The following is a 21,091-nucleotide window of genomic DNA, read 5'->3' on the forward strand; positions in this document are numbered from 1 at the left end:
ATATTCCTTCTTGCTAACGAAATGCAACTTCTGGTGGTGTAGTTACCGAGCCGTAAAAACCGACGGTATAAATAAACGGCCCTGGAACTGAAATCAGCCATAGACCGTTGCCGGCGCGTATCGTCACTCAGTTCGCGTCAGCGGTTTAATTCCGCCGACGCCAATTCCGCGACGCGCAGGTCGATTTCGGCGGGATCGCCATCTTCGAGATACCAGGCTGCGGACAAACCCGTCCAAGCCAGAATCCAGCGCAGCATCCGCGTCCGCTCGATGTTCGCGACATCCGTCACGATCTCCAGCCGCCGCGCAAACCGCTCCGGAATTGTCGCGACCGGCCATTGCGGATGGTCGAGGTCCGGGTTCGTGAAGATGTTCGCATAATCGAAGCAGCGTTCTCCGATGAGATGCTTCGGATCGATCGCGAGCCATCCGCGAGCGCCGAAATCCAGCGCATTGTTATGATGCAGGTCGCCATGCAGAACCCGGACATCGCGCGGCTCTGCCAGCAATAGTCGCGCAGCTTCCGCGGATTGCAGCAGGATGCCACCGAATTTTGCCGCGGCGGGTTCGAGGTCGCGAAACCACTGCACCAGCGGCACCAGGCCGGGCGGCGGGTTGGATCGATGCCCATGCAACCGCGCAGCCACGTTGCAGAGAATGGCGCAGGCCTCATCGTCGCGCCCTGTGCGGGACATTTCGGCGAGCGACGCCATGCCTTCCGCGCGTTCCAGCAAAATAGCAACGTCGTCGCGCGCCAGTACGCGCGCCGCCCCCTCGCCGTTCCACCACTGCATCAGCGATCCGCCGATACGCTCATCGTCGTGATCGGCAATCTTCAGCATCGCCGCCGCGCCGTTATGCCGGACCGGCAAGAGGCGGGATGCGCGCGTTATGATGGGTGCCCCGTCGGGAATCAGATTCCAGGTGCGCAGATATTGATCGAACATCGCCGATACTTACGACATGGAATGCGGGTTCGCACCATCCTGCGGCAATCGGACGTATCAAGGTCTACGCCGTCAGTTCAACCGTCTCGAATTCCGCCGGCAGGATGACTTCCAGCAATTCGCAATCGTCCGAGTAATCGCGGATGAGATGCTTGATGCGCGGCGGCTGCGTCCAGCAGCTGCCTTCGCGCATCAGTATCTCGCCCTGACCTTCGAGGTAGGTCTTCACCCAGCCTCTGAGGACGTACACCATCTGGAAATCCACGCTGTGGAAATGCAGTTTCGAGACTTCCTTCGGATCGCACGGTCCGATCAGCCGGATGACGTGAGCCTGCGCTAACCCGTGAGTGCCCTTCGCGATGCCGAGATCGCGATATTGCGCATAGGCGCGCAAGCCATCGGCCCTGAAATCTTCTTCGCGATGATGGCTGACGACGAACCGCTGCTTCGCACGTGCTTGCTTCACAGGCGATGCGCCCCGCACAGACTTTCGCGATTTGGCCTTTGCGCGCAACGTGGAGGCGGCGGCCTTCGTGCGCGGCGCGGATTTTTTCAAAGCGGCAGGCCGCGCCGCCGGTTTCGCTTTTGCGGATTTTGTGGCGGCCGATTTTGTCTTGGTCGACCTGGTCGTCGCCGCTTTTTTCCCGGCCATGCGCTGCCTCCCTGTTGGCCGCCTCAGTCCCGATGCGACCGTGCCGGAGGTTAGCCACTGCCCGCCGTCCCGACAATGCGGCCGGCGCGCGCGAAAGGCCGATGCGAAGGGCTGTGCCTCAGTGCAGCCTGAACATCCCGTCCACCGCCTTCAGCTCGGCCGGCTTGATCAGCTTGGAGTGCGCGACGGTGACGCCGACCAGCGGCCCGTCCAGCTTGGACTGCCAGAAGGCGAGGAAATCCTTCAGCGCGGGGAAGTTCGGGAACAGGTCGTAGTTCTGCCAGACGTAGGATTGCAGCAACCACTGGTGATCGGGGCGGCGGTAGAGAATTTCGGCCGTGGTCAGGCCGTAGCCTGCGAGCTGCTTTTTGAAATCGTCCGAGGCAATCCCGCCCGGCAGTACGCCAGTCTGACCAACATGCTTCTGACCCATCCGATCCTCCTGATCCGGCCCCCCGTAGCGTTTTCCGGTTAAGTGGTCTTCCGGTTAGCCGCAGAACACGCGTCAAATCAAAAGCAACGCGTGTTCTGATCGCAAAACCGGTGCCCACTTTTGCGGAACACGCGTGCAAGTGTCGAATGAGAATCAAGCGCCAACAAGATGAAAAGTTCACTAAGTTGTTGATTCCGCAGGCATTAGCAGCATGGGAGTCGGTCTGCTAACAGCCGCATGCCCTGATGGCGTATGGTCTGGACCGAGAACCGGCGCCCTTGGGTCGCGCCCGAGGGCATGCTTTCGGGATCATGCGCAAGGTTAACAATGATGGCCAATTCCCTGGCAGTCGCGGTTTCAGATTGCCAAGAAACTTGCTAGACCCCCTTGCCCGTTCCGGGCCGTCGGACTATGTCCACAGCAGTCGCGATAGCACTCGCTCATCAAGACTGCCAATTCGTAAAATACAAGCATCATCAAAGTTTTAGGAGGACTGCATGAAATTCCGTCCGCTTCACGACCGCGTCGTGGTCAAGCGTATCGACGCCGAAGAGAAGACTGCTGGCGGCATCATCATTCCGGACAGCGCCAAAGAGAAGCCCTCGCAGGGCGAGATTCTCTCGGTTGGTCCGGGCGGCCGCGACGAAGCCGGCAAGCTGATCCCGATCGACCTCAAGGTCGGCGACGTCGTCCTGTTCGGCAAATGGTCGGGCACCGAAGTGAAGATCGACAATCAGGACGTCCTGATCATGAAGGAAAGCGACATCATGGGCGTCATCACCGGACTGCCCGCCGCCAAGAAGAAGGCCGCTTAAGAGCGCCCTCTCTCACCTGAAATTCCAAAACTTCCTGAACTCCAAGGAAACCCAACATGTCAGCTAAAGAAGTCAAATTCGGTGTCGAAGCGCGCGACAAGATGCTGCGCGGCGTCGACATCCTCGCCAATGCCGTCAAGGTGACGCTCGGTCCGAAGGGCCGCAACGTCGTTCTCGACAAGTCGTTCGGCGCTCCCCGCATCACCAAGGACGGCGTCACCGTCGCCAAGGAAATCGAGCTTGAAGACAAGTTCGAGAACATGGGCGCGCAGATGGTCCGTGAAGTGGCCTCGAAGTCGGCAGACGCTGCCGGCGACGGCACCACCACCGCGACCGTTCTGGCCCAGGCCATCGTCAAGGAAGGCGCCAAGTCGGTTGCCGCCGGCATGAACCCGATGGACCTGAAGCGCGGCATCGACCTGGCTGTGGAAGCCGTGGTCGCTGATCTCGTCAAGAACTCCAAGAAGGTCACCTCGAACGAGGAAATCGCCCAGGTCGGCACCATCTCCGCCAACGGCGACGCCGAAATCGGCAAGTTCCTCGCAGACGCGATGAAGAAGGTCGGCAACGAGGGCGTCATCACGGTTGAAGAAGCCAAGTCGCTCGAGACCGAACTGGACGTCGTCGAAGGCATGCAGTTCGACCGCGGCTACATCTCCCCCTACTTCGTCACCAACGCCGACAAGATGCGCGTCGAGTTCGACGACGCCTACATCCTCATCAACGAGAAGAAGCTCTCGTCGCTGAACGAACTGCTTCCGCTCTTGGAAGCCGTCGTGCAGACCGGCAAGCCGCTTGTCATCGTTGCTGAAGACGTCGAAGGCGAAGCTCTCGCCACCCTCGTCGTCAACCGTCTCCGTGGCGGCCTCAAGGTTGCAGCCGTGAAGGCTCCGGGCTTCGGCGATCGCCGCAAGGCCATGCTGCAGGACATCGCTGTCCTGACCGGCGGCCAGGCGATCTCGGAAGACCTCGGCATCAAGCTTGAGAACGTGACCCTGCAGATGCTGGGCCGCGCCAAGAAGGTGATGATCGACAAGGAAAACACCACCATCGTCAACGGCGCCGGCAAGAAGGCCGACATCGAGGCGCGCGTGTCGCAGATCAAGGCGCAGATCGAAGAAACCACTTCGGACTACGACCGCGAGAAGCTTCAGGAGCGTCTGGCCAAGCTCGCAGGCGGCGTCGCGGTGATCCGCGTCGGCGGCGCGACCGAGGTTGAAGTGAAGGAGCGCAAGGATCGCGTTGATGACGCGATGCACGCGACCCGCGCGGCTGTTGAAGAAGGCATCGTGCCGGGCGGCGGCGTCGCCCTGCTGCGTGCTTCCGAGCAGCTCAAGCGCATCAAGACCCAGAACGACGACCAGAAGACCGGCGTCGAGATCGTCCGCAAGGCGCTCTCCGCTCCGGCCCGCCAGATCGCCATCAACGCAGGCGAAGACGGCTCGGTCATCGTCGGCAAGATCCTCGAGAAGGATCAGTATTCGTACGGCTTCGACTCGCAGTCGGGCGAATACGGCAACCTCGTCTCCAAGGGCATCATCGACCCGACCAAGGTCGTTCGTGCGGCGATCCAGAACGCAGCTTCGGTTGCGGCGCTTCTGATCACCACCGAAGCCATGATCGCCGAGCTGCCCAAGAAGGGCGGCGCAGGCGGCGGCGGAATGCCTCCGGGCGGCGGCATGGGCGGCATGGATTTCTGATCCACGCTTCCTTCGCAGTTATGAAATGCAAAACCCCGGCAGCAATGCCGGGGTTTTTTGTGAAGAAATTCGTCAAGGATAGTCCCGCCGCAATTTTTCCCACTCCTTTAGAATTGCCCTGTATTTTTGGATAAAAACTTCTCGCTCGTCGCCCTGCAACCGAACATCTTCAGGACGGTAATAAGAGCTTCGCAATACATCCAAAATTCTCAGATGGTCCGAATTGAAATCAGTTAGCCCCTGTTGAAGAGCCCAAAATCCAAGCCTTACTCCATCGATCGGTAAAATCGGATCTTCATAGAAATATGGATAAACGGCACGACTCGATCCGTCCCATATTTTGACAGCAAGGACATTTTCAATTTTTACGATTGCATTTAGTTCGCTGATAGCAAGTTGACTATTGGTTATCTCAGCGCGGAATTCAAATTTTTCGTTCCTCCATCGAATTTTTTCTTCCCACACACCCAAAAAACCGTCTGTCAGTGCATTGTAAAGTCGCCCTCGCCCTTCGTTTTTTTCAATCCGATACTCGGACTGATTTCGCAAATCCAATTTGCCCGCAATGTGATCTTTTGCGTCCGCCCAAAACGGGACATAAAAATCACCGCCTGTACCTTTTTTACCTTCTTTCTTTCGTTTATCTTTTTTGATCCCATTTCTTATATCTTCACGAAGGAGAGTCGTTTGTAGACTTGGCCTTGCATAAAAGAGGCGCAGTAGTTTTCGTAGATGGATTTTTTCAATCGACATCGATTACCCAGCGTCAATTTTTTTTACATCTTCGATGCGGACTAATAACCCGAAAATGTACGCGACCCTCGCGAATGAAAAGAACGCCCAAATGAACATTGAAAACCAAATGGCTATAATTGCGAAAAAGCCATAATCGTTTTTCTCTATTGTATATTTCCAAACAATCAGCGGCATTGAGGTTAGCGTAATAATGAAACCACTAATGATCGCTCGCTTCGTGTATGTACTAAAACGCTTCATAGACCGGGTTTGACGAACTTCTCCGATAAAGCCGTCATTTTTTCCGGCGACGAAACCGTATATTGCAAATACGCAACCTGTTTGGATCGAAGCCCATCCAAATATCGCAGAAAATAAATTAGCAATTGAAATCTTATCTTCCACCATCAACGATAAGAACTTGTCTCGCATCAACCACAAAAACGCAAACGTCAACAATCCACTAGCTGCGGGTCCGTAAGCTTCGAAGAACCAAAAAAAGCGTTTAAAGCCATTCATGCATTTTTTCGCGCAATGCAGCGAGTTTAACTTGGTAATTTCTATCAGGGTCATTATCAGACAATTCAAGATTGTCTCTCACCGAAAGAATGTCTTCCAGTAAATCGAGGTCCTCTGTTCGCTCTCCTTGCTGCTTTACTTTTGCTTTCATACTGGAAATCTCAACCTGATCTTGAACAGCCTGCGTTCTGAAATGCCGAACCATCCCTCTTACTTTTTCAGAAAGAGCGCCTCTCCGGTTTCCCATCGAGAGTTCAATATTGATCTTTGGAGCTTCATAGGCTTCGCCCATGTCGCGAAACGATTGAGCAATTGATTGAGCTCCACCACGCTCAACTGCGGCCAAATGCGTAGGCTGAGCAATTCCAATCGAAATCTTGCGAACATCTCCTTGGCTAAACTTTTCCCAAATATCTTCTCTCACGATAGGTGTTAGCTCAAAGTCCGCGCCATCCACCATTTGCGAAACGTAATAAGCCACTTTGCTTGGCGACAATGTGCGGGGATCGTATTGCAGTCCTAGCTGACTTGTTCCGGGGAGATAGCGAAATACCACTCCGTGTCCGAGCGGACTTCTTGTACTCAACGGCCGCCTTCCATTGTCATCAATTTCCGAAGGGAAGTTTGTGCGTTGGATTCTTGTGAATTCGCCGTGAATAGACCCTCTGGCAGATTCAACAATTTCTGCACGCACGTAGTAATCCGTAGCTAATTGCTGCTCTCGATCTCGCGGTCTAGGAATTGCCCCAATCTGCGTCAGCACATCACCAAAATTGAAACGATGCTGCCTCGGTTTTGTTACTTGATAAAAACGAAACGTAATCCGCTTATCCATAAGCACCCCTTTCGGTTGAGCTAACAAGATTGCACAATCGAAATGAGCGCGATTAGAACAAATAGTGAACATGCACACTAAAGTCAAGTTGCATGACTTTCTTGACATTCTCCGATCTAGGATTATATTCCTTTTCGTCCCGCCCCGTCATGAGGGGCGTTTCGCGATCGTCACGATACGCGGGGCGGGATGCGGTGGCGCGGCAGCGTCAGGCGCGCGCAAGGATGGCGGGGCGCGTTCCTTGTACAAAGGGCGCGTGAACCATCCGGGCAAGCGCTGACGAACCACGCTGTGCGCTGGATTGCGGGCGGCAACGCTTGCATGTCCGCGCAACATCCGCGCCGGCCCAAGTCGTGTGGTCCTGCGAAATCCGGTCTGCCCCGTTTGCTTCCAACCGGAAGCATCGGCCTCAGCGGAGACGACGGTGACAGCCCACGGGCGTTCGCCGGGGAGAGCACGAAACAAGCCGGAGCACCACCGCGTGCGGAACGCCGGATGAGTCCGGCGCAACCGTGGTGACTACGCTCGTGTGCTTTTTACTTTTGCACACGGGGCTGCGGATGCGCTCGCGCATCCGGCGTTCCGCGCGCCCTCATTTGGGTGCAAGGCGCATGAGATGAATTTGGGCGCCCCCGCGCCGTCACAACAACAGGGGTGATGACGCATGACCCCGACCGGAACGGCCGCGTCAGCGAAAAGTGTGAAGCGGTTTTCGGATCAGGTCATGCGCAGACACAAGACGCGGCTGGTTGAAAGTGGCTGTTTGAAAATTGAATCCGCCGTTGACCGACGCGATCACTTGAGCCCGATCACAGGCTCCTGTAGCGAAGCGATCGGGATATTGACATCGCAGACGAGGCCCGACGGCTCGAAAATCAGTCGCGCCTCGCCCTGAAGCTGGCCGGGCAAGGCCTGCTCGATGAAGCGGCTGCCGAAACTTTTCTCCGCCGGCTCGATGACGGCCGGGCCATTGCTCTCGCGCCATTCGAGTTTGAAGCGTCCTGCCTCGGCATCGACCGCCCAGATGATCGAGACGCGGCCTTCCGGCACCGACAACGCGCCGTATTTCAGCGCGTTGGTGCTCAACTCATGAACCACCATCGAGAGCGCCACCGCAGGCCCCGACGAAATCGCGATGTTCTCGCCGGTGATGGTGAATTGCTTCAGCCCCTCGGTTTGAAAGGCCAGGATCGCGTTCTCGATCAGCGAGCGGCAGCCCGCCCCTGTCCAGCTTTCGCGGATCAGAAGATCGTGCGACACACCAAGCGCCGCCAGACGGCTGGCGATTGTCTTCGCCGCCGCCTCGACATTCGGCGCACCGCGCAGGCTTTGCGACGCGATGGCAGATGCAATGGCCAGCATGTTCTTCACCCGGTGATGCAGCTCGCCGATCAGGACGGTCTGCAACCTTGCAGCGACCTCATGGGCGTGAGCTTCGACACCTGCCTGAATCAGCAACTGCCGAAGCTGGTCATTTTCACTCTCGACGTCACGTAACGGCGCGAGATATCGCACAGTACTCATTGATCATCCTGTATTGCGGCCAGCCGTCACAACTTGCGCTTTGCGACAACCGGCGACGGCGGCCTCAGTTCCGCGATCTTCAAGGCCGCTTCCTGTTCGGTCGCGTGCGGGCCGGTGACGAACGTGCCGCTCATCTTGAGAGTGTACCATCCCGACACGACTCCAAGCCGAAGCGACTCCTCCTGCTTGACGTGCCGTGACGTGAGCTCCTTGGTTGTAATATCGAGCATGTGTAACCCTCACGTTCCCGCTGAACGTCTGGATGAATTTCAGGATCAATCGTTCGCGGAAAAACAATCGAATGTCGAAAATATCAGCTTTCGCTGTCGAGCCGGGCGAAGTCCTTGAGAACCGAAGCGACAAGGTCACGATGATGCGTATTCTGCTCACTCAGGCTGGCGTAGAAGAGGTTCAAAACATAACGCGCCTTGGCCGCAGCTTCGGGCCACGACGCCACGGGCGCATCGAGCAGCTGCGCCTCGATTTCCAATTGGCGTTCGCGCAGGATAGCGGCATGGGCTTCCGCATCCGCGAGTATCCGCCGCAGCCCGGTGGCTTTCTGTGCAGCCATGCCACGATGAGAGTCGAGTTCGACGGGGTCGTTAGACATTCGGCGTCACCGCATCGCGATGCTGCGCGTCGGTCACGACCTCATAAGCGCCGGCCGGAAGCAGGCGTTCAATGCCTTTGATACGTGCCGGACGCTTGAAGATAACCGTCTCCCGCCGCGTTCTCATGGACATGAGAAGCATCCTGCAGCGGCGCAATGGTTTTGCATGGGTTGACTGTGCGCCTTTCCCACGCGGATAGCTATCGGTTTATTGCAGGAAAATCGCGTGAATTTGCGCGAATGAGGCAAGCCACAGGCCCCGTTCAATCGTCGTCATTGTCCGCAGGCGGCGGCGGAGCCAGTGGCGCTTGCGAGGACGGCGGCGCTTGCGGCCGGATGACGCGCGGATTGTTCGCCTGACCCGTGGTCTGCGAGTTGGCCGATTGCCCCGCGGCTTGCGGCGGCGTCGCCTGCGGCGGATAGAACACCGCATAGCAGGCCGGGCTCAGGCGCGGCCCGGAATTTCGCAGGCATGACGTGATCCGGCCTTCATCCGGAATGTATCGTCCACACAAGCGAAACACATCCGGCGTGCAGGCTTCGCGCTGCTGCTCGGTGCCCTGCTCCGCAAGCGCGCCATGCCCCATCAGCGAAACGCCACATAGCACGATCAGGCCGAAGACTGTTTTTGACGTCATGATCTTCTCCCGGATGACTGGGATAGAATCGCGCAGGCTTCAAAAAGTTTCCCGCTTCGTGATCTTCTTCAAGCGCAAATGATGAGCGCGCCTGGCGCCAGCCGCGTTCAATGCGCCGCGAAACCGGCAAAATGCGGGCAAACGAATGGCAGGACGCGGGAGCTAGTCGCGCAGTTCCGGCGCCGGCGAGCGATTCAGCGGATCGCCTTTCGCGCCCTCCAGCAGCGTGACCTGATTGGTCTCGAAGCCGACGCCGCTGCGCTTGCGCTCCAGGTCGGCGAGATTTTCGCTGCGCGCATAAGCGTCGCGGAATGGAAGGCTCGCGCCCGGCGGGCCGACCAGCAGCACTCGTCCTTTCAGCAGCGCGGCATCCGGCTCCTGCATGAACGTCCAGCGATAGCGCTGCTGGTACTGCGCGACGCACGTGCCCTTCGGCAGATAGAAGATCAGCCAGGACGTGGTGGCGTAATCGGCGGCGACAACGCAGTCCGCATGTTGCGCCAAACGGATCGCCTCGATCTCGGCTGCGAGTTGCGGCCAGCCGACGCCGACGCTGCGCACCGTCGCATCGCGGCGGAAGCCTGTGAAGATGCCGGTGTTGGCCTGCACGATCAGAACGACGAACAGCGCGACACCGATCGGCAGCGCGAAGCGGCGCGACAGATCCACCGTGCGCTGGTTGCGCGCACTCCATGCCGTGCCCCACGCCGCGAACGCAGCCGCGATGGCGAAGGCTGGATACACCGGCCCCAGCCAGTTGGCCTCGACGCGGGCGTGCAGCGAATGCCACACGAAATAAAGGAAGATCATCCAGACGCTGATGGCGATCAGCGCCGCGCCCGCGACGTTGCTGGATCTGCGTCGCGCCAGCGCAGTCAGGCCAAACGCGCCAAGAATGAAAATGGACGGCGTCGCGAAGGCGAACTGTGTCGGCAGCATCTCGCCGAGATATTTCAGCGTGATGCCTTCGACCCGCGCGCGGCCGAGCTGCTTGACGAACGACACCCACTCATGATCGGCGTTCCACAGGATTACCGGCGAGAACACCGCGAACGCCACGATGCCGCCGAGATACGGCCACGGCGACGCCAGCCAGCGGCGCTGGTCCTTCACCAGCAAGAGCCACAGCAGAATCTCGGCGCCGAAAAACAGCGCGGTGTATTTCGACAACAGCCCGCAGCCCACCGCCACGCCGACCGCAAGCCACCACACGCCACGCTGGGTCTGCCAGACCTTGGCGAGGAAAAAGAGCACGAAGCACGCTGCCACCATCAGGGGCGCATCCGGCGTCACAATGGTCGTGCCGACCGAAGCCATCAGCGTCGCGTTGAGTAGAACGGCAGCTGTCGCGGCGATGCGGGCGTCGTCGAACAGGATGCGCGCCGCGCGATAGACCGCCCAGCTCATCGGCAGCGCGAGCAGGATCGAGACCAGCCGCACGCCGAATGCGGTGTCGCCTGCGATCATGGTGCCGAGGCGGATCACCACTGCGACCATCGATGGGTGATCGTAATAACCGCCCGCGAGATGGTTCGACCAGGTCCAGTAATAGGCCTCGTCGAATGTCAGCGGCGTCAACGCACCTGCGATGAGGCGAAGCAGCACCAACGCGGCGACGGTGAGTGCCGTGCCGCGCGCCAGCTTCGCGTCGGGGGAGATCATTTCGCGCGCCAGACGAAAAGACTGGAGACGCCGTAGTTCCAGACCACGCCCATCAGCGCGCCGGCTGCGCCCGCGAGCCACCAGATCGGCTCCTGATCGAACACCGTGGCCGCGACGCCGACATTGGCCAGCAGACCGACGCTGCACACCAGATAAAACAGCAACAGGCCGCGGACGAGAGACAGCCCCTTCAACCGCTGATCGCGATAGGTCAGCTGATTGTTGAGCAGAAAGTTTCCAGTCATCGCGACAAACGCCGCGATGCCTTGCGCCTCCGCGAACGGAGCCTTGAACGCGAGCGCGATATAGAGCGTCGCGAAGTGGACCAGAAGGCCGATGGCGCCCACCACAGCGAATAGGAGAAAGCGCAGCGAGACCAGATCGTGGGTCAGCTTCGCCAGCACAAGGCCAAGGAAGTCCAGCACTACCAGCGAATCCAGCTTGCTCTCGCCATGCAGGCGCTCGCCGAAGGAATATGGCACCTCGGTGACGCGGAGCTTTCCGCCCGCGGTCGCCACGATGTCCAGCAGGATCTTGAACCCCTGCACCGAGAGCGAGGGCGCAAGCTGCTCGAAGCGGTCGCGGCGGATCATAAAGAACCCGCTCATCGGATCGGCGATCTCGATGTGCAGCAGTTTCTTGGCGATGTTGGTCGCGAACACGCTGCCGCCGAGACGCGCGCTGCCGAAACTGCCGGTGTCGCCGCCGCTGACATAGCGGCTGCCGACGGCAAGTTCAGCCTCGCCCGATTGCAGCAGCGCAAGCATCTTGGGCAACTGGGTCTCGTCGTGCTGCAGGTCGGCGTCCATCACCGCGACGTAAGGCGCGCTTGTGGCGAGAATGCCCTCGATGCATGCGCCGGAAAGACCCCGCCGCCCGACGCGGCGAATGCACCGGACCCGCGAGTCGGCCTGTGCCAACTGACGCGCTACTTCCCAGGTGCCGTCGGGGGAATTGTCGTCGACGAAGATGACTTCCCACGCAATACCGGACAGCGCGGCGTCCAGCTTCGCAAAAAGCTTGGGGACGTTCTCGCGCTCTTTGAAAGTCGGCACCACGACGCATAATTGCCGTGCAGGCGCCGCCCCGGAGGAGATGGCCTCAGTCATGGGGCCAGCGTATATCCGGGGTGCAGGACGATGCCAAGACGCCTCGCCTGCCGCGATTTCGGTGCGATAATGCCGGGAATCGGGTGGCTGGGCGTCGTCAGGGGTCCAGAAATGCCAACGACCACGGAGGGAAACCGGTGAGAGAATCAAGGCTGCGCGTACATCCGGCGCGCTCAACCTCTCACGGTGTCTTCTCGTGGTCGTCCCGGCGACGGAGCGGGGCTGCAACATCGCCGATATGTTCTAGATAGGTACGAGACACGCGCTCCGCAAGAGCCCCTCAGGGAAGCAAAAATGGCGAAAAAATCGGGCCAAATCCACATCGGCATCGGCGGCTGGACCTTCGCGCCATGGCGCGGCGTGTTCTATCCGGAGAAGCTGACCCAGGCGAAAGAACTCTCCTATGCCGCTTCGAAGCTGACCTCGATCGAGATCAACGGCACCTACTATGGATCGCAGAAGCCCGAGAGCTTCCGCAAATGGGCCAGCGAAGTGCCGGACGGCTTTATATTTTCAGTCAAGGGACCGCGCTTTGCCACCAACCGCCGCGTACTGGCGGAGGCCGGCGATTCCATCAAGCGCTTCTACGATTCCGGGGTCACGGAAATGGGTGACCGGCTCGGCCCAGTGCTGTGGCAGTTTGCGCCGACCAAAAAATTCGATGAGGCAGACTTCGGCGCCTTTCTCGAACTCTTGCCACGCAAGTTCGACGGCGTCGCTCTGCGCCATGTGGTGGAGGTGCGGAACGAGAGCTTCCGCACGCCGTCGTTCATCGCGCTGCTGCGCAAGCATAACGTCGCCGTCGTCTACGCCGATCATGCGAAATATCCGGCGATTGCCGACGTCACCACCGATTTCGTCTACGCGCGTCTTCAGACTGGACAGGACACGATCAAGACCGCCTACCCGCCGAAGGCGCTGGATGAATGGGCGAAACGGCTGACATTGTGGGCGGAAGGCGGCGAGCCGGATGACCTGCCCCGCGCCGACAAGACGCCTGCCAGGAAACAGCCCCGCGACGTGTTCGCCTATGTGATCCATGAAGGCAAAATCCGCGCGCCCGCGGGCGCGATGGAATTGATCGAGCGGGTTAAGTGATTCAACAAGAACCGAACGGGAGTCGGCATGGCCAAAGCCAAAAAGCTTTTCACCATCGGCTACGAACAAACACCGGCCAGGGCAGTGCTGGACGAACTGCAGCGCGCCGGCGTGAAACTGCTGGTGGACGTGCGCGCGATCGCTTCATCGCGCCGTCCGGGATTTTCCAAGACGCAACTCGCCGCAGGCCTGGATGAGCGCGGCATCGGCTATGTCCATCTTCGGGGATTGGGCACACCGAAGGACGGACGCGAGGCGGCACGTAGCGGCGACGTAAAGACAATGTCAAAAATCTACCACGCCCATCTCAAGACTCCGCAGGCGCGCGAAGAATTGGTTGAACTGCAAGCTCTGGTCGTGAAAGCCGGACCCGTGTGCATCCTCTGCTACGAGCGCGATCACAAGGTCTGCCACCGCAGGTTCATCGCCGAGATTATCGGGGAGCGCGAGGGCGTGAAGATAGACAACCTGGCCGCCCCGCAATTCTGAGTTATCCACAGGGCCTGAGAATAACTTTGGTTGCGTTCATGGGGTGTTCCCGTCTCGTTCGCTAGACGAACTCCCTCCCCACCGCTCTAATTACCTACGTAATTTTACTTAAGTTTTTTCATCGGGGCTCTGGGGGCTCCATGTGTTGCGTTGGACGAGTGGGCGCGTTTTGCGTCACTGCCGCTGTCCTGTTTTGCGGTAGCGCGCCAGCTATTGCCGATCCGGCCATCGTCGATACCGATGCGATCGCACCTGTTGAAAGCCGCCTGAACGGTGGCGCGTCTCCCGAAAAATTCCTTTATTTCAGCGGCTTCGATCTCTGGCGCACCGGCGGATCGTTCTACGGCGGCATGCAATGGGCGCCATGCGGCCTGAACCAGGACGGCTTCACGCTGAAATTGCTGCTCGCATCAGGCACCTATCGCTACCTCGCAGGCACAACCAATATCCGCGGCACCGGACTACTCGCTTCGCTTATGCCGGGATGGCGGATCAAGCACGGCAACTTCGAAGCCAAGATCTTCGCCGGTCTTGACCTCCAGAACCATCGTCTCTCCCCGGACGATCCCGGAAACAGCCTGCGCGGAAATCGCGCCGGCCTGCGCGTCGGTGCCGATCTGTGGTGGGAGCCGACCACGACACTCATGCTGGCGTCATCGATTTCCGGCTCGACGATCGGAACCACGTTTGGCGTACGCGCCGCTGCGGGATGGCGCGTCATGGACCGCTTCTGGGCCGGGCCCGAGCTGGAGACATCGGGTGACGAGGTATACCGGCAGTACCGGATCGGTGCGCATATCACGTCGTTCAAACTGGCCGCCTTCGAGTGGTCGCTCGGCGCCGGCTACGTCGAGGACAACAGCCACCGCTCCGGGCTGTACGGGCGCCTCAGCCTTCTCACCCGCCGATAGCGTCACAGACCAGACTTTGCTAGATGTTCAAAAACAGGACACGAAAGGTTGAATAGTATGACGATCATCATACTATAAATACACCTTCCGTTTTCTCCGTCTTTCAGGACTTGCGATGATTTCTTCATGGGTTGCTGCACGCCTTGCCGCACGAGGCATCCACTACGGCTGGGTCATGGTCGCAGTGACGTTCTTTACCGCGCTCGTGAGCTCGGCCTCGGTCGGCGCGCCGGGCGTATTCATCCTGCCCCTGGAGAAGGAATTCGGCTGGACCACCACGCAGATTTCGTCCGCGCTCTCGATTCGCCTGTTGCTGTTCGGGCTGATGGCCCCTTTCGCGGCGGCGCTGATGGTCCGTTTTGGACTGCGCAACGTTGTCATCTCCGCGCTGACGATCATCACGACAGGTCTGCTCGCGTCGCTGGCCATGACCGAGGCTTGGCATTTGATCGCGCTATGGGGCTTCGTGGTCGGATTCGGAACCGGCATGACGGCAATGGTTCTCGGCGCGACGGTCGCGACGCGCTGGTTCACCGCGCATCGGGGCTTGGTGGTTGGAATCTTCGCCGCCAGCGTCGCCACAGGGCAGCTCGTCTTCCTGCCAATCATGGCCTACCTCACGGAAGCATTCGGTTGGCGCACCGCCTTGGGCACCATGTGCGTGATGCTCGCAGTCGCCGTCCTTGTGGTCGTGCTGTTCATGAGAGACCGCCCTTCCGACCTCGGATTGCGGCCGGTTGGCGATAACGGCACCGCCCCTGCCCCGGTGCCGCCTCCTGCCACCTCGATCGTCGCAGCGGCTTTCACGGCCTTGCGCGATGCGGCGCGAACCCGGGTGTTCTGGATTCTGTTCGGCACGTTCTTCATTTGCGGCGCGAGCACCAACGGGCTGGTGCAGACCCATCTCATTCCGATGTGCGCCGACTTCGGAATACCCGCGACAACCTCTGCGAGCTTGCTCGCAGCCATGGGCATTTTCGATTTCTTCGGCACCATTGCATCCGGCTGGCTATCGGATCGCTACGACAATCGCTGGCTGCTGTTCTGGTATTACGGCCTGCGCGGGCTGTCGCTGCTGTTCCTGCCCTTCACCGATTTCTCGTTCTACGGGCTGTCGATTTTCGCGATGTTCTACGGCCTCGACTGGATCGCCACCGTCCCGCCGACCGTGAAGCTGTCAGCGAAACACTTCGGCCCCGAACGCGCCGCAGTGGTGTTCGGATGGGTTTTCGTCGGCCACCAGCTTGGATCGGCGACGGCAGCATTCGGAGCGGGACTGACGCGGACGGTATACGAGACCTATCTGCCAGCCTTCTTTGCGGCGGGCGTTCTTTGCATCATCGCGGCCGGGGCCGTGCTGCTGCTCAGGAAAAGCCCGATGGCGGAGGCCGCGTAGATCCGCTCAGCCCAGACGCCAGATCGCCATGGGACGGTCGTAACCGCGAATATCGACTGCGCCGAGCGAGATTGCGTCGTCGCAATCCGCGCCGACCGCACGCCGGACGACGTCGGATAGAAGAAATTGCGAATTGAAGTCCTTGTTGAGAGCTTCAATTCGCGCGGCGAGATTCACGGTATCACCGATCACGGTATATTCCTTGCGCCGCGATGAGCCGATGTTGCCTGCGACGACTTCGCCAAAGTGAAGTCCGATCCCGATGCGCAGCGGCCATGCGCTGGCTTCGTTGTTGTTCGTCATGGCCACCAGCATTTCTCGGGCCGCCGCAACGGCATGATGCGCGGCATCCGGCGTCTCCAGCGGCGCGCCGAACAAGGCCAGAAAGCCGTCGCCGAGAAACTTGTTCACGATACCGCCGTGACGATCGAGAATTTCGACCAGCACGGCAAAGATGCCGTCCAGCCGGTCGACGACTTCCTGCGGACTGCGCGACCGTGCAGCCGCCGTAAAGCTGCGAAAATCCACGAACATGACGGCGACGTGGCGCGTATTGCTTTCCGTGCTGGTCCCTTCCGTCAGCAACCGCTCGACGACTTGGGCGGAGACGTGCTGGCCAAACAGGTTGGTCACCCTGTCCCGTGCGTTGACCGCCGCGATGCTTTTCACAAATTGCCGGCGCAACTGAACCCCGACCGCGCCGGCGAGAATTCCACAGATAAAAACAATCATGCTGCGAATGAGATGATAGTCCACATCCGGCGGTGCATCCGGATGATAGAACATCGCCATCGCGAACAACTCCGCCGCGGCAACGAATCCGGTGAAGGTCGATAGCCAGAAATCCAGCCGCAGTGTCGAGAGAATGATGAAAATGAAATACGTCAACGGCACGACATAGCCGAGCGCCTGAACGGAGCCCATGTTGTCGATGTGAAGCGCCAGCGCGACTGTCGGCGTGCTGATCTCGATAAATGCGCTCAGGTAACGGCGAACAACCGGCACATCACGATCGAGAGCGAGCTGCCGCTTGACGAGCGTGTGAACCGCAATCTCGAAAAGAATAAATGGCACCAGAATAATGTAGAGATACGCCGGCTTGAGATTGCCGTGCCAGAGCCGGTCCACCTGTTCGGGCGCAATGATATAGTACGTCCAGAGCACTGCGGTCAGCGTCGATACCGTGACAATCAAGGCCTTGATGCGGATCAGTTCGGTCTTGAGTATCTGACGCGTCAGCGCGCGCCGGAAGTCCTCCGACATCGCCGGATCTTCTCCATAAGCATGGCTTTCCGGCTTGCCCATCGCCCGGCCCCACAGCATCTGCCTTCCGGCATGGGACAGAATACAGAAATACCGGAGCGCCTCAATCCAGCGTGCGTCGGAATCGCGTGACCGCGATAGTCATGGCCACCAGCACCAGCACGCACAATGCAATCGCGTCGTACTGGAGGTTTTCGATGGACGCGCCCTTCAGCATGATCGCGCGGACGATGCGGATATAGTGCGTCAGCGGCAGCGCTTCGCCGATCCACTGCGCCCAAACCGGCATTCCGGCGAACGGAAACATGAAGCCGGACAGCAGGATGTTCGGCAGGAAAAACATCATCGACATCTGCATCGCCTGCAACTGGTTCTGCGCGATGGTCGAGAATGTGTATCCAATGGACAGGTTCGCCGCGATAAACAGCGTGGACAGCAGCGCCAGCATCCACAGGCTGCCGAGGATCGGCACCTGAAACAGAAAGAACCCGATGCCGATGATGATCGTGGCCTGTAAAAATCCGACGAGCACGTAGGGAATGATCTTGCCGAGCATCACCTCGACCGGCGTGATCGGCATCGCCAGTAGGTTCTCCATCGTGCCGCGTTCGATCTCGCGAGTCACCGACAGCGCCGTGAAAATCAGCATGGTCATGGTCAGGATGGTGCCCACCAGCCCCGGCACGATGTTCAGCCGCGACGACGCCGCGGGATTGTAGCGCGCATGAGCGCGAATCTCGAACGGCATCTCCGGCGGCTCGCCGACTTGCAGATCATGCTTGAGCGAACTCTGCACGATCTGTCCGAGTGCCCCGAGCGCCGATCCCGACGCCACCGGGTCGGTCGCATCGGCAGCGACCAGCAACGCGGGCTTGTCGCCGCGCCGGACCGCGCGCTCAAAGCCGCGCGGAATCTCCACACCGAACAGCACCTTGCCGGATTCCAGCAGGCTGTCGAATTCCGCTACGGTGTGAACCTCGCGGGTGAACCGGAAATACGTCGTGTTCTGGAGCGCCTTGAGAATCGAACGCCCCAGATCGCTGTCTTCCTGCAACAGCACGGCCGTCGGCAACTGGCGCGGCGTGGTGTTGATGGCATAGCCGAACAGCAAAAGCTGCATGATGGGGAGCATCACAATCATCGCGAACGACACGCGGTCGCGCCGCAACTGGATGAACTCTTTGGTCAGCATCGCATAGGTGCGCTGCCAGAAACCCGCCATGCCACCATTTGTGATCTGTGTTTCGCTCATTGGAAATTATCCTTCGAGCGGCCCATCAACTCGATGAAGACGTCTTCGAGCGACGGTTCGGATTTGTGCCACGAGACACCGCTGCCGGTCTTGTAGGGCGCAATCGCCGCTTCCAGCGCGGCGTCATCACGCCCGGAAACATGCAGGCTGGTGCCGAACGGCGCGACCATGTCGATACCCGGCTTGTCGATCAGCTCCATGGTGAGCTGGTTCAATCCCTCGCCCGTCACGGTGTACGTCGTCAGCGCGGATTTCGCGATTACCTCCTCGACGGTGCCGTGCGCCAGCAGGTTGCCGTAGGCGATATACGCGATCTCATGGCAGCGTTCGGCCTCGTCCATGTAATGCGTCGAGACCAGCACCGTGAGGCCATCCGCCGCGAGCGCATGAATCTCGTTCCAAAATTCACGCCGCGCCTTGGGATCGACGCCCGCGGTCGGCTCGTCGAGCAGCAGCAATTGCGGGCTGGGCAATGTGCATGCGCCGAGCGCGAGGCGCTGCTTCCAGCCTCCGGAAAGTTCACCTGCAAGCTGCTCCTCGCGCCCGGAGAGACCGATGCGCTTGATCATCTCGCGCGCCGCGGCGCGTGGATCACGCACGCCATAAAGCCGCGCGACGAATTCGAGATTCTCGCGCACCGAGAGATCCTGATAAAGGCTGAAGCGCTGCGTCATGTAGCCGACATGCCGCTTGATCTTGTCGGCATCGCGCCGGATGTCGTAGCCGAGGCACCTCCCCTCACCGCTGTCGGGCGTAAGCAGTCCGCACAGCATGCGGATGGTCGTGGTCTTGCCGGAGCCGTTCGGCCCGAGGAAGCCATAGATTGAGCCGCGCTTCACCTTCATCGACAGGTCATGCACCACCTCGCGGCCGCTGAACGATTTCGACAGGCCCTTGACCTCGATCGCGATGTCGGACGGCGCTGCTGCGTTGCTCACGGCGTCTTTCCAGTGGTGAAAATACTCACCGGTTGACCGACGCGCAGGCTCTCGGGTTTGTTCGGCCGCGCCTGGATCAGATAGACGAGCTTCGAGCGCTCATCGAGACTGTAGATCACGGGCGGCGTGTATTCCGCCGTGGTGGCAATGAAGTAGATCTTCGCGATCAGCTCGCCGGCGCAGCCGTCGCATGTGACGCGAACGTCCTGGCCGACCTTGAGCTTCGGTAATTCGGGCTCCGGAACGAAGAACCGGACCTTCATGTTGCCCGGCGGCAGAATCGAAATCACAGGCCGCTGCGCCGGAACGGTCTCGCCTTCCCGGAAATAGATCTGCTGGATCGTGCCAGCGATAGGCGCCTTCATCTGACGCCGTTCAAGTTTCGTCTGCGAGGTGTTCACCCGTGCCTCGGCAACCCGCAGCGAGGCCAGCGCGGAATCGAAATTCGCCTGCGTCCCCGAGCCGGTCTTGCTCAACGCGGCGGCGCGATCATAGGCCTGCTTCGCGTTGGCGAGTGTCGCGTTGCTCTGGTTCAGATCGGCGCGCTGGAGATCGTCATCGACCGCATAAAGCGGCGCGCCTGCCTCGACGTGATCGCCTTCCCGGACATTGAGCTTGACGACGCGGCCCTGTTCATCAGGACTGACGAAGATCAGGTCGGCCTCGATCCAGCCCTGGTAACCGGGATTCTTCGAGTCCCCGCATCCGGCCAGACTTGCCGCCAGCAACAGGACGAGAGCCGGCATAACTTTTCGCGACGCAATCATGCCGCCTTCCCTTCATCAAAAATCAAATCGAGATGAACGCGCAGCATCGCCGCCGCATCGAGCGGCGCATGTTTGCCGAAAAGGCCCTGCCAGATGATCGCCACCACTAGAGGCGCGACCACAAGCTGCGGAAAGTCCGCCAGACCCGGATTGCGGATCTCGCCGCGCGCGATGCCATATTCAATCAGCTTCCGCATCCCGGCGATGCCATGAGCGATCACCTCGCGGTAATAGAATTCGGCCAGCGCGGGAAAGCGCGTGCCTTCGGCAATGATCATGCGCACGATGTCGGCACGCCGCGTTCCGATGACATCATGGGCGAACGTATTCACCAGCGCCTCCATCGCAGCGCGCGCCGATCCCGCATCGGCCCCTATCGGCGGATTCGAAATCCGCACGATCAGCGGCCCCAGTGCGGTGCGCACCAGTTCCTGAAACAGCGCTTCCTTGTCCTTGAAGTGCAGATAGATCGTGCCCTTGGCGACCCCCGCCCGTTTGGCGACATCATCGAGGCGCGTCGCGGCAAAACCCTTGGCGGTGAATTCATCAAGACCAGCGGCAACGATCGCCGCGCGCCGTTCGGTCGCGCCGACCGCGCGCTTGGATGGACGTTTCGTCGCGGCGCGCTCGCTGGGCGCACGCGCTTTTACGTTGCGGTCGGAGCGATCCTTCGACGGGCGGGTATTGATGAGCGGTACTTTTGTCATGCCTTGAATATGACTGACGGGTCAGTCATATTCAAGAATAAACTGAGCGGCAGTGCCAGACCTCTATAAGCCTTTGATTTTATGATAAATT

General features: G+C 59.7%; 24 protein-coding genes. 6 read left to right on the top strand and 18 right to left on the bottom strand.

All coding sequences use genetic code 11. The features are described 5' to 3' along the window. Positions 1-137: 137 nt before the first annotated feature. The 3 genes from AC07UB_RS22630 to AC07UB_RS22640 all read right to left on the bottom strand — a co-directional run bounded on the left by AC07UB_RS22630 (position 138) and on the right by AC07UB_RS22640 (position 2,032). The gene (locus tag AC07UB_RS22630; RefSeq protein ID WP_494654997.1) at positions 138-947 is read right to left on the bottom strand and encodes an aminoglycoside phosphotransferase family protein; all 810 of its coding nucleotides are present in this window, start codon (positions 945-947) and stop codon (positions 138-140) included. A gap of 64 nt (positions 948-1,011) precedes the next feature. Continuing rightward, a complete protein-coding gene (locus tag AC07UB_RS22635) occupies positions 1,012-1,599 on the bottom strand; it encodes a cupin domain-containing protein (RefSeq protein WP_494654998.1) in 588 nt (195 codons plus the stop codon). Positions 1,600-1,717: 118 nt separating this feature from the next. Then, positions 1,718-2,032 (bottom strand): usg protein, encoded by a 315-nt coding sequence (locus AC07UB_RS22640; protein WP_494655000.1) that lies wholly within the window; start codon positions 2,030-2,032, stop codon positions 1,718-1,720. Positions 2,033-2,529: 497 nt separating this feature from the next. On the opposite strand from AC07UB_RS22640, the gene AC07UB_RS22645 reads away from it, so the two are divergent. After that, positions 2,530-2,847, top strand: a complete 318-nt coding sequence (locus AC07UB_RS22645) for a co-chaperone GroES (RefSeq protein ID WP_492790089.1) — start codon at positions 2,530-2,532, stop codon at positions 2,845-2,847. Between the two features lie 56 nt (positions 2,848-2,903). Continuing rightward, positions 2,904-4,547, top strand: coding sequence for a chaperonin GroEL (gene groL, locus AC07UB_RS22650; RefSeq protein WP_492790090.1), 1,644 nt, complete (start codon positions 2,904-2,906; stop codon positions 4,545-4,547). A 72-nt stretch (positions 4,548-4,619) separates the two neighbouring features. On the opposite strand, the gene AC07UB_RS22655 is transcribed toward groL, so the two are convergent. The 10 genes from AC07UB_RS22655 to AC07UB_RS22700 form a co-directional block, all read right to left on the bottom strand. Beyond that, on the bottom strand, positions 4,620-5,300 hold the full coding sequence (locus AC07UB_RS22655) for a hypothetical protein (protein ID WP_494655002.1): 681 nt from the start codon (positions 5,298-5,300) through the stop codon (positions 4,620-4,622). A gap of 3 nt (positions 5,301-5,303) precedes the next feature. After that, on the bottom strand, positions 5,304-5,801 hold the full coding sequence (locus AC07UB_RS22660) for a hypothetical protein (protein ID WP_494655004.1): 498 nt from the start codon (positions 5,799-5,801) through the stop codon (positions 5,304-5,306). Continuing rightward, the gene (locus AC07UB_RS22665) at positions 5,788-6,636 is read right to left on the bottom strand and encodes a hypothetical protein (RefSeq protein ID WP_494655006.1); all 849 of its coding nucleotides are present in this window, start codon (positions 6,634-6,636) and stop codon (positions 5,788-5,790) included. The genes AC07UB_RS22660 and AC07UB_RS22665 overlap by 14 nt, the downstream gene beginning before the upstream one ends. 795 nt (positions 6,637-7,431) lie before the next feature. Further along, positions 7,432-8,160 (bottom strand): sensor histidine kinase, encoded by a 729-nt coding sequence (locus AC07UB_RS22670; RefSeq protein WP_494655008.1) that lies wholly within the window; start codon positions 8,158-8,160, stop codon positions 7,432-7,434. A gap of 26 nt (positions 8,161-8,186) precedes the next feature. Beyond that, positions 8,187-8,390, bottom strand: coding sequence for a hypothetical protein (locus AC07UB_RS22675; protein ID WP_494655010.1), 204 nt, complete (start codon positions 8,388-8,390; stop codon positions 8,187-8,189). A gap of 83 nt (positions 8,391-8,473) precedes the next feature. Further along, a complete protein-coding gene (locus tag AC07UB_RS22680) occupies positions 8,474-8,770 on the bottom strand; it encodes a hypothetical protein (RefSeq protein WP_494655012.1) in 297 nt (98 codons plus the stop codon). Further along, positions 8,763-8,903, bottom strand: coding sequence for a hypothetical protein (locus AC07UB_RS22685; RefSeq protein ID WP_492792811.1), 141 nt, complete (start codon positions 8,901-8,903; stop codon positions 8,763-8,765). Before AC07UB_RS22685 ends, AC07UB_RS22680 begins: the two co-directional genes overlap by 8 nt. Positions 8,904-9,033: 130 nt before the next feature. Beyond that, positions 9,034-9,357 carry a hypothetical protein gene (locus AC07UB_RS22690; protein WP_494655070.1) on the bottom strand — a complete coding sequence of 108 codons (324 nt, stop codon included), beginning with the start codon at positions 9,355-9,357 and terminating at the stop codon, positions 9,034-9,036. A 213-nt stretch (positions 9,358-9,570) separates the two neighbouring features. Next, a complete protein-coding gene (locus tag AC07UB_RS22695) occupies positions 9,571-11,070 on the bottom strand; it encodes a glycosyltransferase family 39 protein (RefSeq protein WP_492790095.1) in 1,500 nt (499 codons plus the stop codon). Continuing rightward, entirely contained in the window at positions 11,067-12,179 is a 1,113-nt protein-coding gene (locus AC07UB_RS22700; protein ID WP_492790096.1) for a glycosyltransferase, read from the bottom strand. The genes AC07UB_RS22695 and AC07UB_RS22700 overlap by 4 nt, the downstream gene beginning before the upstream one ends. A 294-nt stretch (positions 12,180-12,473) precedes the next feature. On the opposite strand from AC07UB_RS22700, the gene AC07UB_RS22705 reads away from it, so the two are divergent. The 4 genes from AC07UB_RS22705 to AC07UB_RS22720 all read left to right on the top strand — a co-directional run bounded on the left by AC07UB_RS22705 (position 12,474) and on the right by AC07UB_RS22720 (position 16,073). Continuing rightward, on the top strand, positions 12,474-13,277 hold the full coding sequence (locus tag AC07UB_RS22705; RefSeq protein ID WP_492790097.1) for a DUF72 domain-containing protein: 804 nt from the start codon (positions 12,474-12,476) through the stop codon (positions 13,275-13,277). Between the two features lie 27 nt (positions 13,278-13,304). After that, positions 13,305-13,766: a DUF488 domain-containing protein gene (locus AC07UB_RS22710; protein WP_492790098.1), complete on the top strand. Its 462-nt coding sequence runs from the start codon at positions 13,305-13,307 to the stop codon at positions 13,764-13,766. Positions 13,767-13,906: 140 nt separating this feature from the next. Continuing rightward, the gene (bcsS, locus tag AC07UB_RS22715; RefSeq protein ID WP_492790099.1) at positions 13,907-14,677 is read left to right on the top strand and encodes a cellulose biosynthesis protein BcsS; all 771 of its coding nucleotides are present in this window, start codon (positions 13,907-13,909) and stop codon (positions 14,675-14,677) included. Positions 14,678-14,792: 115 nt separating this feature from the next. Continuing rightward, positions 14,793-16,073: an MFS transporter gene (locus AC07UB_RS22720; RefSeq protein WP_492790100.1), complete on the top strand. Its 1,281-nt coding sequence runs from the start codon at positions 14,793-14,795 to the stop codon at positions 16,071-16,073. A 6-nt stretch (positions 16,074-16,079) separates the two neighbouring features. Here AC07UB_RS22720 and AC07UB_RS22725 read toward each other — a convergent pair whose 3' ends face one another. Genes AC07UB_RS22725 through AC07UB_RS22745 form a run of 5 tightly spaced genes read right to left on the bottom strand, consistent with a single transcriptional unit; the run spans position 16,080 to position 21,000 of the window. Continuing rightward, positions 16,080-17,396: an adenylate/guanylate cyclase domain-containing protein gene (locus tag AC07UB_RS22725; protein ID WP_494655016.1), complete on the bottom strand. Its 1,317-nt coding sequence runs from the start codon at positions 17,394-17,396 to the stop codon at positions 16,080-16,082. Between the two features lie 43 nt (positions 17,397-17,439). After that, entirely contained in the window at positions 17,440-18,588 is a 1,149-nt protein-coding gene (locus AC07UB_RS22730; RefSeq protein WP_492790102.1) for an ABC transporter permease, read from the bottom strand. After that, complete coding sequence (locus AC07UB_RS22735) at positions 18,585-19,526, bottom strand: ABC transporter ATP-binding protein (protein ID WP_492790103.1); 942 nt, start codon at positions 19,524-19,526, stop codon at positions 18,585-18,587. Before AC07UB_RS22735 ends, AC07UB_RS22730 begins: the two co-directional genes overlap by 4 nt. Next, positions 19,523-20,293 carry an HlyD family secretion protein gene (locus AC07UB_RS22740; RefSeq protein WP_492790104.1) on the bottom strand — a complete coding sequence of 257 codons (771 nt, stop codon included), beginning with the start codon at positions 20,291-20,293 and terminating at the stop codon, positions 19,523-19,525. Before AC07UB_RS22740 ends, AC07UB_RS22735 begins: the two co-directional genes overlap by 4 nt. Then, positions 20,290-21,000 (bottom strand): TetR/AcrR family transcriptional regulator, encoded by a 711-nt coding sequence (locus AC07UB_RS22745; protein ID WP_492790105.1) that lies wholly within the window; start codon positions 20,998-21,000, stop codon positions 20,290-20,292. The genes AC07UB_RS22740 and AC07UB_RS22745 overlap by 4 nt, the downstream gene beginning before the upstream one ends. Between the last annotated feature and the right edge of the window lie 91 nt (positions 21,001-21,091).

It is taken from the genome of Afipia sp. GW821-FHT04G03 (assembly GCF_059419985.1).